Genomic DNA, 14,978 nt, shown 5'->3' with positions numbered 1-14,978 from the left:
ATATTTGTTCTTAAATTATATCATGATTCAAGGCAATTGAAAACGAAAAAGTTCAAAATTGCCGAGGTTTCCCATGTTATTCTCGTACTATTATAAAATAAAGCGGGTTTAAAGGCAAATTTCCGCGCCATTTCCTTAGCTCGGCCTCTGGCGCGGCCCGGCTTCACTTTATATTAAAAAAGCCTCCCGGTTGGGGAGACTTCAAAAAGCGGCTCAGTCGTGCAGCGTTCCCAGCATCATGGCCAAAGCCATGGAGTTGACCTTTGCGTCGGCAGAGTCGGCTCTGGAGGTGAGCACCGCCGGCTTGGCGGTTCCCATGATAACCGCGCCGCTCTGGGCGCCGGCCATATAGGTCATGGTTTTCCAGAAAATATTTCCCGCCTGCAGATTGGGCATGAGCAGGATATCCGCGTGTCCGGCCACTGGGCTGATTACGCCCTTATGCTTAACCGAATGCTCGGAGATGGAAAGATCCATGGACAGGGGGCCGTCGATCACACAGCCCTTGATCTGGCCGCGCTCATTCATTTTTGACAGAACCGCCGCGTCGATGCCGTCGGGCATATTGTCGTTGACAGTTTCCACCGCGCTCACGCAGGATACCTTGGGGTGGCGGCAGCCCAGCGCGTTTGCCAGCCGGGTGGCGTTGCCGATCATCTCGATCTTTTCCTTTAAGCCCGGCTCTACAATCATGCCGCAGTCCGTTGCCAGAATCATCCGGTCCAGGTTCGGCGCCTCAAAGGCGGTTACGGCGTTTAGGAGCTTGCCGGTCCGCAGTCCGTGGTCACGGTTCAGGATCGCCTGCAAATAGGTTTTGGTCTGAAGCAGTCCCTTCATCAGGATATCCGCTTCGCCGTCCCTTACCCTGGCCACTGCCAGCGCCGCCGCGCGCTTTTCGTCCTTTTCGTCCACAATGGTGTTCTCGCTAAGATCACAGCCAACCTCGCCGGCGTATTGCTTGATCTTATCCGCGTCGCCCACCAGAATCGCCCGGCCAAAGCCGTGGCCGTTCATGATCTTGATGGTCTCCAGCACCACCTTATCACCTGCGGCCGCAACCGCAACTACTTTTTTACGCACTCTGGCCATTTCGGTCAGCCGATCCTTTATTTCATCAAAACGGTACATTGTAAAACCTCGCTTTCATTCGATATGTAATGTCTTTCGATGTAAAAATTGTAAAGTCATGTTATAATGTAATCTATACCCAAATTTAAGCGAAAAAGTAAAAAATAATGCAAAAAGAATAAAATGAAGGAGCGAAAAATGCAATACCGACCATTTAAAGACCTCGAACTCTCCCAGCTGGGCTTTGGCGCCATGCGTTTTCCCATTAAATACAACAACGAAAAGCTGATCGACGAAAAGGCAGCGGGCCAGTGCCTTCAGACCGCCATCGACAATGGCGTCAACTATTTTGACACAGCCTGGCCTTACCACAAGCAGGCCAGCGAGCCTTTTTTAGGAAAATTCCTGGCAGAAACAGGACAGCGGGACAAGGTGCAGCTTGCCACCAAACTGCCCTGCTGGCAGTGCCATGACCCGGCCGACGCCGACCGCTATCTGGAGGAGCAGCTGGAGCGGCTTCAAACCGACCATATTGATTTCTACCTGCTCCACGCTCTGGACAGCTACCGCTTCAAAAAGCTTCTGGAGCTCGGGATCATCGACTTTATGGACCGGGCAAAGGCCTCGGGCAAGGTGCGCTACCTCGGCTTTTCCTTTCACGACCTCAGCGCTGAATTCGAGCCGATTTTGGACGCTTATCCCTTTGATTTTGTCCAGATCCAGCTCAATTACATGGACGAAAGCTTTCAGGCGGGTCTCGCCGGCCTGAAGGCCGCCCATGAGCGCGGCATGGGGGGCATGATCATGGAACCTCTGCGCGGCGGCCAGCTGGCGGCACAGCCCGAAGGCGATCTGGCAGACCTCTGGCAGAGCTTTGACACTGCCCTTACCCCGCCGGAGCTCGGGTTTAAATATTTATACAATATGCCCGAGGTCACCTGTGTGCTCAGCGGCATGTCCGACCTCGGGCAGGTGCAGGAAAACATCGCCACCGCCGAAAAATATACCTCCGGCTGCCTCACAGCGCAGGACAAAGCAATGATCGAACGGCTCCGAGACTTTTACAGAAGCCGTATGAAGGCTGACTGCACTGGCTGCCGCTATTGCAACGGCTGCCCCCAGATCATCCCGATTCCCACCATCTTTAAATACTATAATGAAGCCTTTATGTATGGCGATGTGGCCGCCTCCCGGAAGAAATACCGAACCAATATCAAAAACAAGTTCAAGGCTGACCAGTGCGCACAATGCGGCCAGTGTGAGCAGCACTGCCCCCAGAACCTGGAGATTCAGGCGCTGCTCCGGGAAGCCCACGCGTTTCTGATGGCTGAGGACTAATGTGCAACATGGGATTTTTATTGTTAGTCCCCTTTTTCCTCATACGTTTTGGCCTTTTGGCTTTCCTGGATAAAGGCGCTGTGGCGCGGGCCGCCCACTTTGCGCCGCTTTTAAAGAAGGAAAAACCAGCCTATTGGATTTACCAGATCGCTAACGCCGCCATTTTTCTTGACCTGTTCTTTTTGAAAATTAAATTCACGCCGGCAACACTGTTTTATGCCGGCGCGGCGGTTTACGCTGCCGGCACTCTCCTGCTGGCCGTGTCCATGGTTAATTTCGCGGCTCCATCTGAAAGCGGAGTCAACCAGAACGGCCTCTACCGCCTGTCGCGCAACCCGATGTACGTGGCGTATTTTATCTTTTTTGTGGGGTGCTTGCTGCTCACCCAGTCCCTTTTGCTGCTGGGCTTTACCATCGTCTTTCAGGTGTCCTCCCATTCAATTATCCGCTCCGAGGAACGGTGGTGCCTGGCGCATTTCGGCGAAGCCTACCGCCAGTATATAAAAAAGGTCCGGCGCTATCTTTGAGCTCTGCGGAACAATAAAAAACAACCTGTATCATGGCGATACGGGTTGTTTTTTGAGGACGTAACGTTTCGTGACGCCCTCAGCGTGTCACAAAAATTCAAGAGACGGAGCCTTTTACCTAAGGAAGAAAAAATGTCCTGCGGGCACCTTCCTTACACCTGCATCTTCCTCAATAAAGCAGTCGCCTGATCTCTCCAGTGTCCGGTTTTTCCTTTAAAAGTGGCACGATTCCCAGCCGTTTGCCGCAGCGCCTGGGCTTTTTTCTTATTCTGGATAAAAGGCGCAGCCTCAGACTGCGCCACTTTTTTGACAGTTTGAGGACGTAACGTTTCGTGACGCCCTCAGCGTGTCACAAAAATTCAAGAGACGGAGCCTTTTACCTAAGGAAGAAAAAATGTCCTGCGGACACCGTCCTTACATCTGCATCTTCCTCAATAAAGCAGTCGCCTGATCTCTCCAGTGTCCGGTTTTTCCTTTAAAAGCGACACGATTCCCAGCCGTTTGCCGCAGCGCCTGGGCTTTTTTCTTATCTGGATAAAAGGCGCAGCCTCGGACTGCGCCGCTTTTTTGACAGTTTGAGGACGTAACGTTTTTTTACGCCCTGTCTTTTACCGCTCCACCTTTATCTGCTCACCCATGGCCACCAGGCAGAGAATCCGCTCGGCCACGGGCATGCCGGTCAGGTTGGCCAAAGCTTCGGCGTAGAAATTGATCTGGAGACGGTACTGGTCGATGAGCTGCTGCCGGCCGGCTTCGTTAAAGTAGCGGTCGGTCTTATAGTCTAACAGAATCCATTTTCCATTTTCCTCAAAGCAGCAGTCAATCATCCCCTGCACCACCAGCGGCGCGCCGGCGTCCTGCCAGTCTGGCAGAACCTTTCTGGGATCGTACTGGTAATTAAAGGGCACCTCCCGCCGCACACGCTTGGCAGCCAGCATGCGTTTTCCCAGCTCAGACTGGAAAAACCCGCGGATCACCCCAAGGTCAATGGTTTCTGCCAGCTCCGGCAGCAGCAGCTGTTCGGTGACAAGCCTTTGCTGCTCATCTTTCAGCAGCTGCTCAAAGGCTCCGGTATCCTCTGCCACAGTGCGCAGCTTATCAAGAGGCAGGCTCTGCATCATAAAATGCAGGGCCGTGCCCTTTTCGGCGCCGGTAATTTCCCTGGCGTCGGCCATCATAAAGGAGGGCAGCGCCACACGTTCCGGAATTTCCGGCACCCCCAGTGCCTCGGCCTGGTTTCTCAGCCGTTTGACCTCGGTGACGGTCATTTTGCCTGGCAGCTCCTGCTGGCCGGCAAAGGGATAGCGGTAGCTCAGACGTCGGCAGACCTCCTGCCACAGGGCCTCCGAGGGTGCTGGCGGCTCCTCGATGAGCTCCTCCACTGTGTCCTCTGAGATATGGTGCTTCAGACTCTGCTCCGCGGTGTAAAAATACACTGCGTAGTTTGGCAGGCTCAGACTCCGACGTTTTTCTTCCTCGACAATTTCCGGTACGCTGTTTTTAAAAAGCGCCTGCATGATCCAGTCCAGAAGCCCGCCCGCTTTTTTCAGGTGATACAGATCCCCCGGTCCTGACCAGGCTGTCAGTTTGGACTCCAGGTTTTTGACCATGCCCACCACCACCAGACTTTCACGGGCCCGGGTCATGGCAACGTAGAGCAGGCGCATTTCCTCGGACAGGGTTTCCAGCTCGTTCTTTTCAAGGCAGATGTTTTTGGCCAGTGTGGGCATTTTGGCCCGCAGCTCCAGATTAATGTAGTCCGGGCAGATCCCCAGGTCCTTGTGGAACAGGATATCCCGGTTCCGGATGCGCTTGTTGAACAGCTTGCCGGTGCCGGACAGGAAAACCACTGGAAATTCCAGCCCCTTGCTCTTGTGGATCGTCATAATACGCACCACATTTTCGCTCTCGCTGAGCACTCCCGGCGGCGACATATCGTACTTGTGCTTTTTCATACGCTCGATAAAGCGGATAAAGTAGAACAAACCGCGCAGCGTGGAGCGCTTATAGTCTCCGGCGCGCTTCAGGAGCACCCGCAGATTGTTCTGCCGCTGCTCGCCGCCTGGCAGAGCACCCACAAAATAGTAATAGCCCGTGTCCAGATACAGCTTCCACAGAAAATCCTCGATGTCCATGACCCGTGAATCCCACTGCCACGCGTCCAGCTTTTTATAAAAGGCGTCCAGCTTGGCGGCCAGAGCGTCCTGCCGCATGTCGCGGTATTTTTCCACGGCCGCGTAGTAGCTGCCCTCCTTTTGAAACAGGCGGATCTCGGTACATTCTTCGGTGTTAAAATCCCCGATGGGCGAGGTCATTACGCTGAGCAGCGGCAGATCCTGATGGTGGTTGTCAATGAGGTCTAAAAGATTCATGACCACACCGATCTCCATGGATTCGTAATACTGCTCGCCGCCGTCAAAATAGGCGGGTATCCCCAGCTCTGAAAAGATTTTGGCGTAGACATCGCCACGTCCGGCCACAGACCGCATGAGCACCCCGATGTCACGGTACTGGAGCAGGCGTTCTTCGCCGGTTTTGGTGTCAAAGACCGGCTTGCCTACCCGGCTTTGTATTTCTCTTGCAATAAAGCGGGCTTCCATCTCCACTGCGGGCATCTCACCCACGACCGGGTCGGTATCCTCGTCCGTTTTATTCTCGATGACGTGCACCTGGGTTTTGACATAGGGGCCCTCGTTATCCAGTCCTTTATAAAGCCGCGCACGGTCGTCGTACTCAATCTCGCCCAGCGCCGGGCTCATAATGGCCTCGAACACACCGTTGACGCCGTCCACCACGCCCTGACAGCTTCTGAAGTTCTGGCTCAGGGTAATGAGGTCGTTCAGCGCGTCAGTTTCCTGGCTGAAAGCATGGTATTTTCCAATAAAAATCGTCGGGTCGGCCAGACGGAAACGGTAAATGCTCTGCTTGACATCCCCAACCATAAAATAGTTGTCGTCCCGCACGATCCGCCTGATGATGGCCTCCTGCATATCGTTGGTGTCCTGGTACTCATCCAGAAACACGTACTCGTACTGCTCCCGCACCTCGGCGGCAATGGCGGGATTGTTTAAAATGCGCAGGGTGCTCTGCTCCAGATCGTTAAAATCCAGCAGGCCTTTCTCCGCCTTTTTAAGCTGATATTTTTTCTGAAAATCCCGTGTGAGTTCCACCAGGTCGGCCATGGGCTCCTGCATTTCTGAAAGCTGCGCCAATGCCTCTGAAAGGTCCAGATTCAGGCGTTTTTGCAGCCCCTGAATAATGCCCTTGGCTTCGTTCCTGAGCTCCTTGATGTGGTCACTGGTCTCGGCGTTCGCCTTTTTATTGCCGCTGTAGCGGGCAAAGCGGATGCCGGAAAGGGCATGCCGGAAATCATCATAACCCTCCTCCAGCGCGTCGATGGCAAGCCCCACTGCGAAGAAGTCCTCCTGAAGCTGAGCCGCGGTTTTCTCAAAGCCTTCATGGTCTCTGCACAGGGCATAAGCGTTTTCCAGCAGCTCATAGGCTCCCTCCATATCGGTGCGGATCAGGCTGTCCAGCTCCCCGCCCCAGGGGCTTTTCCAAAAGCTCTCGGCGTCCATTCCAAAATAGGACAGGGCGCGCACACACCATTTTTCGGAATCCGGCTGTGTCACAAGGAAATAATGAAAATTCTCCACCAGACTCTTAAGCTCCCGGTCGTCCCGGTTGCCGGTAAACATATCCACCAGACGGCTGAAGGGCGTTTCCCCACCCTCTGGTATTTCCTGGTATTTTTCCTCAAAAAGGGCCTCCAGGGCTTCCTGAACCATGATGGACAGCTCGGTCTCATTGCCCAGCTTAAAGTCTGGGTCAATGCCGCCCTCCTGAAAATAATCCTTGACCAGGCGGCTGCAAAAGGCGTGCAGGGTCGAGATGGCGGCAGCGCCCAGACGGCTGATCTGCGCGATGACAAAATCCGAGTCCACGCCTTCCTTCTCAAGCTCTGCCATGAGCGCGGCACTCAGCCGTTCTTTCATTTCTGCCGCCGCAGACCGGGTAAAGGTAAGCACCAGCAGGGCGTCCACGCTGGTCTTTTCCTCCACCACAATACGGCGGATACGCTCGATGAGCAGCGCCGTCTTGCCTGAACCGGCCGCCGCGGATACCAGCAGGTTTTTCCCGCGTGTCTCAATGGCTTTCAGCTGATCCTCAGTCCACTTCATGGCTGTTTCCTCCTTCCTTTATTTTATCGATAAACTCATCCCTCGGGATACTGGTGCGCAACACATCATAAGATGCCTTGCCGATGCTCTCATCGAACTGGCAGATGCCCTTGTAAGGGCAATACTCACAGCCCGTTTCCTTTCCTTTCTTATAGGGCCTTACAGCAATATCGCCGCCCAGTATCCGCTCAGTCATCTCGATGATCACACGCTTCACATAGCCCAGCAAATCCTCAAACTCATCGCGGCTCAGCTTGGAGTTCCGGGATTTCAGGCTGATGACCTCCGAATCCTTGTCAGCCTCTGCGTCCATGGCCTTGGTAAAACGGGGATCATCCAGATAGATACCGTTGAGCTTAAAGGAATCGTTGAGGGCGGCGGTCAGCGTCTCAGGGTCCAGCTTATTCACCTGGAGCATGGGATCGTCCACGTGAAAATAGAAGGTGCCGCCCGGTATCAGGTTGTCTCCCTCCAGAATCTCCAGCCCGGCCTCCATGTACACAGCCAGCTGCAAGGACAGGCCATAGTAGATTTCCGCCAGGTTCAGCGTCTTGTTACCGGATTTGTAGTCAATGACCTTCACAAAGGCATCGCCCTCGCGCTGGTACACATCAATGCGGTCGATGACGCCGCGCACCCTGACGGTCTCGTCAAAGCTCGGCAGCCTTAAAATCTGACTGAACTGCTGCTCGCTGTATTTAAAATCAAAGGCGCCGCGGCGCATATGATCCACCAGCACACGGACGGTGCGCTTGCTTACCCGGCGCAGCTTGCGGCCGAGGTACTGGTACTGCCCCGTGCTGTTAAACACCTGATGCCTTACCTGCGGCAGGGTTTCGTCCAGAATGGCGTCCACCATGGCATCGGTTTTTTCTGAGCTCAGCTCCTTGACGGAAACCTGCTCACGCTCAGCCTCCTTATAGATTTCATCTATGAGGTGGTGCAGTACCGTGCCGATGTCCGGCGGCTCCACCTCATACGCCTGCCGGGGCACCGGCTTTAAACCGTATTCCACGTAATGAGAAAAGGGGCACTTGCGGTAGAGCTCCAGACGCGATACACTGGCCTGGATGGGCGGCTCGAAGAGCTTAACGGCCTGCCCCTGGCTCAGCCGGTCATCCACCCCGTCGTAATCCAGCGCCTCCTGGATCTGCCGGAAGGCGGTGTGATAATGGGCGTCCTGGTCATACCATTTACCAACGGTCTGCCAGAGGCGCTTTGTCGCCTCAGGCACTGCCCCGCCCTTACCATAACGCAGCTCGCGCAGATGGCCGATAAGGCTGCTCATGGTCCCCCTCGGGGTGGCCACAGCCTCCCATTCTCTTTCCGGCCTGTTTTCCAGCGCGCTCTGAACCGTCAGCTTTGGAAAAACCGCCTGTATCCTTGGGATAAGCGGCGATACCGGTATGGTGCTGCCCTCGGCGTCGGCCATGGCATAGGAAAGATACAAATAATCGCCCGGTGCGGCGAAAAGGCTGTAGATGGCAAAATCCTCCTGCGCCCGTCTGAAATCGCTGTTATTCTGAAGCTCCATCTCCTTCTGGCGCAGCTGATTGCGCTCACGCTCTGATAAAAGGTTAAAGGAAAGGTTGTTTTTGGGAATCACGCCCTCGTTCATGCCAAAGACCAGCAGGGCTCTCATCTCCGAATGGCGGCTGCGCATCAGGTCGGTGATGCTGACCACATCCTGGCGGCTGGGAATCACGCCTACTGTGTAGGACTGGAAGCCGCCGCTCAGCACAGAAATATATGCCTCCAAAGTGGCGCTTTCATCGCCCATGGTGCTGTTGATCTGATCAAACACCTCCATCAGGATGTTCCATATCTGGTTGTACAGGCCCATGCTGTCAAAGTCGCCCCGCTCCCGCAGCGCCTCGCTCAGGCTGTCGATGGTTGCGGACGCCTTGATATCCTCCAGAAAGCGCACCAGGCTTCTGGTTTTATCCGCATAGGTTCTGGCTTTTCTCAGGCTTTTGCGCAGCGCCATAAACGGGGCCATAAGCCGCTCACGGCTCGCATTCAGCGTCTCCAGCTCCACGGCCGCATTGGCGCTCACACGCTCAAAGGGCTTTTCCCAGCCGCTGCCGCGGATACCGAACTCGATCACATAATTCTCAAGCTCCTGAGCCTCCGCTGGCGTAATGGGCGCAAAGCCGGTTTTGACAAAGGTGAACATATCCTCGTAGGCGTAATGGCTCCGGTTGGTCTCAAGGGCGGCCAGTACAGCTTCCAGAAAGTTATTCTCCGTGACCTTTTTCACATCGTCCATAAAAAAGGGAATGCCGTACTCCGAAAAGGCCCGTTTAATGGGCCCGCCGTAGGTTTCCATATCGCCTGCCAGCACCACGATGTCCTGATAGCGGTAGCCGCGCTCCCGCACCAGCTCCACAATTTTCTGGGCGCCCTTTTCCACCTCGTTCCAGATGTTTTTGCACTGCACCACGGCCAAATCCCCGGGCTTCTGCTCATAGGGCCGGGGCCGCAGGGCGAAGAGACTGCGCTCCAGATAATCCAGACCCGAGGATACCGGGCGGACCGCCTTTTCCAGATTGACAATCTCCGCCTCAAAGCCCAGATCATTGGCGATTTTCTCGATGCGCTTCATGGTTTCCCCCGGCACATAAAAGGCTGAGGCATCCGGCGCGTTTTGATCCGGATCCAGGGTCAACGTCATGGTAATACAGTCCACCTTGGCCGCCAGCGCCTCGATGATCCGAAAATCCTGATTGGAGAAGGTGTGAAACCCATCGATCCAGATCAGGGACCGGTCCAGATAATCGGATTTTGGAATCTGGGCGCACAAAAGCTTTGCCCGGTCGTCATCGTCAATGCGCTCCTCAGACAAAAGCCCGGCATAGGCAGCGTAGATCTTCCGAATATCCTTTAGCTTCTGGCTGAGAATCCGCCCTTCGCCCACATCGGCCTCAGCCTTTTCCAGATCCTCAGGCATGATCTCACTCTGTTTAAGCTCACTGATAAATTCACAGATATTTTCCAGAAATCCCAGCTTGCCCGCGCTTTTACCGTAAACCGTCAGGTCCTTCTGCACCTCACGGATGCTCTTCTGCAAAAGCATCTGTTTGCCGTGCTCATCCACAAAGGTTTTGGCAATGCCGCCCACCTCGCTGAGAATCCGGTATTCCAGACGCTTAAAGCTGAGCACGTCCGCGCCCAAAAGCCCCGGCAGCCGGTTGTAGGCCATGAGCTCCCGCTCCGCCCCCAGGGTAAACTGCTCCGGCACCAGCAGGTACATTTTACTTCGGCCGCGCTGCAGCCGGGCTCCGATCTCCTCATAAATATAGTCGCTTTTATTAATATGACAGCGGCCTTTACGGCCGACAATTAATCTGATTCGCACTTTGCACCTCCGCGCAGTCAATTTTACAGGCAGCCTTATTATACCATTTTAAGATTAGGGATGTCCTAAAAAATCCCGGGAGGTAACTTCTGGTTACACCCCGGGATTTCTTTTGATTTTCTAACGTTTATAAATTTCTTTTCGGTGTCCCACATTTAAAACAAGAATAGTGATCGTCTGCTCTGAAATCTCGCAGACCAGACGGTAACCGCCGATGCGATAATGCCACTGCCCGCTCCGGTTCGCAGTGAGACCCTTGCCGTACTGATAAGGGTTGGTGCAGCCTTCAAGATTCTTTCTTAACCAGCCCGTAATTAAAAGCGCGGTATGCCTGTCAAGCTTTTTCAGGCTTTTTTTCGCCTTTTCAGTTAAAACAACATGATATTTCTCAGCCAATTTCCAGCTCTCTTTCGACTTCGTCCAGGGTGTAGGTCACCGGATTTTCTTTATATTCCGCCATGGCCTCATAATAAACCTTTAAATCAAACTCGTCCTCGATTTTTTCCATGACCGCCTGACGAATGGCCTCGGAAACCGACAGATTTTTCATCTCCGCATAGTTTCGAATCAACGCCTCATCCTCTTTGTTTAGTCTTAATGATACCGCCATTGTGCTTCACCCCTTTCATGTAATACATTGTATTACGATTACTGATATTTGTCAAGATAACTTAAGTTTTTAGCCCAAAGCGCCATCCTGCGGCGGTCCATTTCCAAAAGGCTTGACAACGTTTAAAAAATCCGCTACAATGAAAAAAAGAATACGTTAGGATTGTGCAGATGAGATAAATCCGTATTGCAGCCTTGCTCAAGAGACAGCAGGGTGTGATGCGGATTTTTTGTATTCATTTTATGGAGGCGTTAAAAGTGTCAAACCTGCAAATACCCCTGCCGGCTGTTATTCCGGCCATTACCAACACCGCTGATCTTGTGGCCTTTCTGGACAGCTACGCGGATCCCTGGGTCATGGTAAAGCTTGGCGATATCAATACCCTGCCCAATATTGTCCGCCGAGTCCATGAAAAGCGTAAAAAAATCATGGTGCACCACGATTCCATCAGCGGCCTGAGTGCTGACCGCAGCGGCATCCGTTACCTTGCCAACATGGGTGTCGACGCTGTCAACACGACCCGGCTTCATTGTATCAGCACCATACAAAACGAAAAAATGCTGGCTGTTTTAGGGCTTTTTATCATTGACAGCAGCGCAGTTGCCAGCGCGGTGCGCGCCGTAAATGAAAACACACCCGATTTCGCTCTGCTCATGCCTTCCTCTCTGCCACACCGCATTATCCGGCAGATAAAATCCGAAACGGGCTGCCCTTTACTCGGCGGAGGCCTCTGCGCCAGCACAGAGGAGCTGGACCTGCTCTTAATGGCTGGGCTGGAAGGCGTTACCACCAGTGAAAAAGCACTGTGGCATATAAAATCAAAGGAGGATTAACAAATGGGCAATCTGGCCCTTATACACGGAAACCTCATCACCATGGACGATCATTTTTCTTTCTGTGACGCGGTTCTCATTGAAAATGGAAGGATTACCGCAATCGGCCGATCCGAGGATATCAGGCGGCTGGCCGGGGAACGGCAGATTTACTGCATTGACCTAAAGGGAAAAACCGTGATACCTGGGCTCCACGACTGCCATGTGCACGTCATGGGCACCGGACTCAACGCCATTGGCGTCGATCTGTACGACTGCGCTTCCATCGCCGACGTGCTTGATAAAATCCGGGAAGCCTCAAAGGACAGGGCTTCCGGGTGGGTTTACTGCACCCGGCTCGACGAATCCCGTCTGGCTGAAAAACGGCCGCCGGCAGCGGCGGAAATTGACGCTGTTGTCCCAGACCGCGGCGTCTACATTGTGGACCGCGGACTGCACTACACGCTGGTCAATACCCTGGCCTTTAACGAGATCGGCTTTGACGGAACCGAGCACGGCCTGGTAAAGGATGCCTCCGGCCAGGTTACCGGACGGCTGCACGACAAGGCCAACGGCAGGGCCCGCTCTTATTTCTATGAGAAAATGACTGACGCCCAGCGGGCCGATATGTTGAACTACACGGCCTCAGAAGCGGTTAAAAAGGGAATTACCACCATTCACGCCATGGAGGGCGGCGATATGTTTTCGGACAAGGATATTCCTGTTTTTCTGGAAAACCAGCGCCGCTTCCCCCTCGATATCCGCCTCTACTGGGATACCGAAAACCTTCAGAATATTCTGGATTACGGCCTGCCCGCTGTCGGAACCGATCTGCTGCTCGACGGCTCCATCGGCTCAAGGACTGCCGCTTTTAAAGCGCCTTACACCGATGGGCCGGATACCTGCGGCGAGATCTATTTTACAGAGGACTTTGTGGTCAACCACATCACAAACGCCCATCAAAACCACCTCCAGGCAGGTTTTCACGCCATCGGCCAGCGCGCTGTCACCTTTGTGCTGGACTGCCTGGAAAAATCGCTGGCACTCTGCCCGTGTACAGACCACCGCTTCCGAATCGAGCATTTTGGATTTCCAGACGCCCGCGATATCGAGCGCGCCGCCCGTCTTGGCGTTGTGATCTCAACCCAGCCCTCTTTTACCTATCTGCGGGGCGGCCCGGGCAGCGTGTATAACCTCCGGCTCGGCGATGATCGGGAACGCCGGGGATACCCGCTTTCCACCTTTGTGAAGGCCGGCATTCCCGTAGGGGGCGGCTCAGATTCCGGCGTCACCCCCATGGACCCTGTCTTAGGCCTCCACGCGGCGGTTAACCAGTCCTATCCCGAAAACAGTGTGGACATTCAGGCCGCACTTCGGATGTTTACCCTCGACGCCGCCTACTGCGCCTTTGAGGAAAATCAAAAGGGCAGCATCACGCCCGGAAAACTGGGGGATCTCACCGTTCTGTCTGGAGACCCTTACACCACAGCCCCTGATAAGCTCAAAGCGCTTGAGGTGTGCATGACCATTAAAAACGGAAAAATTGTCTATCAAAAATAAAGGAGATTCTAATGAAAAAATATATTTTAGGCATTGACCAGGGCACCACCGGCACCCGTGCCATCATTTTTGACCAGGATGTCAATATCGTTTCCTCGGCCTACAGCGAATTTACACAGTATTTTCCACAGCCTGGCTGGGTAGAGCATGACGCCATGGAGATTTATGAAATCACCCTGAAAATGATGCGTCAGGCCATAGCGGAAGCGCACCTCAAACCCGAAAACATTGCAGGCATCGGTATTACCAACCAACGTGAAACCACCGTATTCTGGGATAAGAACACCGGAATCCCCGCAGACCGTGCCATCGTCTGGCAGGACCGCCGCACCCTGCCGATCTGCGAGGCCCTGATCGAAAAGGACGGGCCGGCCATCGAAGACCGCACGGGTGTTACCATCATCCCCAACGACTCCGCCACCAAAATCCACTGGCAGCTGAAAAACAACGCTGAAATCCGCAAGGGTGTGGACGAAGGTCGTCTGCTTTACGGAACCATTGATACCTGGCTCACCTGGAAGCTGTCCGGCGGCAGGGTGCATGTCACCGACCCGTCAAACAGCGCGGTCACCCTGCTTCAAAACGCCAGAACCCTCAATTATGACGAAAGCATCCTGAACGAACTGGAAATCCCACGAAGCATTCTTCCGGAAATCCGCAGTACCAGCGAAATCTATACCACCACCGCCCCAGAGCTGTTCGACGGCGTTGAAATCCCCATTGCCGGGCTCATCGGCGACCAGCAGGGCGCCACGCTGGGCCAGGCCTGCTTTGAAAAAGGCATGGCCAAAAACACCTACGGCACCGGTTCCTTTATTCTCATGAATACCGGCGATGAGTATATCCCGCCTTCCGATGGGATCTTCTCCCCTGTCCTGTGGTCCATTGGCGGAAAGGTTGATTATGGGCTGGAGGGCCTGGTGGATGTCTCCGGCGCCGCGATCCAGTGGCTGCGGGACGGCCTCAATATTATCGAAAAGAGCGGCGAAGCTGAAGCGCTTGCCAGACAGGTGAACGACACAGCCGGCGTTTACTTCGTTCCGGCTTTTGTGGGCCTGGGCGCACCTTATTTTGATTCCTATGCCCGGGGCACCATCATCGGCATTTCCCGCGGCACCACCAAGCACCACATTGCCAGAGCCGCTCTGGAATCCATGGCTTTCCAGGTAAGAGACGCCTTTAAGGTCATGGAACGCAAAGCCGGCATTCCGCTTAAAAAGCTCCGAGCCGACGGCGGCGGCGCCAAAAGCGATTTTATGCTTCAGTTCCAGGCTGACATTTTGGGGATTCCCGTTGAACGGCCCGTCATTACAGAAACCACCTGTCTCGGCGCTGCCTACTCCGCCGGACTGGCGGTTGGCTATTGGGATTCCATCGAAGAAATTTCCAAATTCTGGAAAATCGACCGCAGCTTTGAGCCGGCGATCTCAGAAGAAGCGCGTGAGGAACGCTGCTTTAACTGGAACCGCGCCATTGAACGCGCAGGCGGCTGGCTGAAACGATAACTACCGAAAAATGCCGGGA

The 14,978-nt window shown here is 54.2% G+C and carries 10 protein-coding genes; 5 read left to right on the top strand and 5 right to left on the bottom strand.

What is annotated here, in order from left to right:
- Positions 1-213: 213 nt before the first annotated feature.
- Positions 214-1,128 carry a bifunctional enoyl-CoA hydratase/phosphate acetyltransferase gene (locus I2B62_RS07385; protein WP_195268347.1) on the bottom strand — a complete coding sequence of 305 codons (915 nt, stop codon included), beginning with the start codon at positions 1,126-1,128 and terminating at the stop codon, positions 214-216.
- 138 nt (positions 1,129-1,266) lie between these two features.
- Here I2B62_RS07385 and I2B62_RS07380 point away from each other — a divergent pair, with 138 nt between their 5' ends.
- The gene (locus I2B62_RS07380) at positions 1,267-2,406 is read left to right on the top strand and encodes an aldo/keto reductase (protein WP_195268346.1); all 1,140 of its coding nucleotides are present in this window, start codon (positions 1,267-1,269) and stop codon (positions 2,404-2,406) included.
- Positions 2,407-2,414: 8 nt separating this feature from the next.
- Complete coding sequence (locus I2B62_RS07375; protein WP_195268345.1) at positions 2,415-2,933, top strand: methyltransferase; 519 nt, start codon at positions 2,415-2,417, stop codon at positions 2,931-2,933.
- 608 nt (positions 2,934-3,541) lie between these two features.
- Here I2B62_RS07375 and addA read toward each other — a convergent pair.
- The 4 genes from addA to I2B62_RS07355 all read right to left on the bottom strand — a co-directional run bounded on the left by addA (position 3,542) and on the right by I2B62_RS07355 (position 11,082).
- Entirely contained in the window at positions 3,542-7,114 is a 3,573-nt protein-coding gene (gene addA, locus I2B62_RS07370) for a helicase-exonuclease AddAB subunit AddA (protein WP_195268344.1), read from the bottom strand.
- Positions 7,101-10,472, bottom strand: coding sequence for a PD-(D/E)XK nuclease family protein (locus I2B62_RS07365; protein ID WP_195268343.1), 3,372 nt, complete (start codon positions 10,470-10,472; stop codon positions 7,101-7,103). The genes addA and I2B62_RS07365 overlap by 14 nt, the downstream gene beginning before the upstream one ends.
- A gap of 120 nt (positions 10,473-10,592) precedes the next feature.
- On the bottom strand, positions 10,593-10,868 hold the full coding sequence (locus I2B62_RS07360) for a type II toxin-antitoxin system RelE/ParE family toxin (protein WP_195268342.1): 276 nt from the start codon (positions 10,866-10,868) through the stop codon (positions 10,593-10,595).
- Positions 10,861-11,082 (bottom strand): DUF6290 family protein, encoded by a 222-nt coding sequence (locus tag I2B62_RS07355; RefSeq protein ID WP_195268341.1) that lies wholly within the window; start codon positions 11,080-11,082, stop codon positions 10,861-10,863. The genes I2B62_RS07360 and I2B62_RS07355 overlap by 8 nt, the downstream gene beginning before the upstream one ends.
- A 257-nt stretch (positions 11,083-11,339) precedes the next feature.
- On the opposite strand from I2B62_RS07355, the gene I2B62_RS07350 reads away from it, so the two are divergent.
- Genes I2B62_RS07350 through glpK form a run of 3 tightly spaced genes read left to right on the top strand, consistent with a single transcriptional unit; the run spans position 11,340 to position 14,959 of the window.
- Positions 11,340-11,915: a glycerol-3-phosphate responsive antiterminator gene (locus tag I2B62_RS07350; protein WP_195268340.1), complete on the top strand. Its 576-nt coding sequence runs from the start codon at positions 11,340-11,342 to the stop codon at positions 11,913-11,915.
- 3 nt (positions 11,916-11,918) lie between these two features.
- Positions 11,919-13,454, top strand: a complete 1,536-nt coding sequence (locus tag I2B62_RS07345; protein ID WP_195268339.1) for an amidohydrolase — start codon at positions 11,919-11,921, stop codon at positions 13,452-13,454.
- 11 nt (positions 13,455-13,465) lie between these two features.
- On the top strand, positions 13,466-14,959 hold the full coding sequence (gene glpK, locus I2B62_RS07340) for a glycerol kinase GlpK (protein ID WP_195268338.1): 1,494 nt from the start codon (positions 13,466-13,468) through the stop codon (positions 14,957-14,959).
- Positions 14,960-14,978 lie beyond the last annotated feature (19 nt).

It is taken from the genome of Eubacterium sp. 1001713B170207_170306_E7 (genome assembly GCF_015547515.1).
GTDB lineage: Bacteria > Bacillota > Clostridia > Eubacteriales > Eubacteriaceae > Eubacterium.
This window is presented reverse-complemented; position numbering and strand designations above follow the sequence as displayed.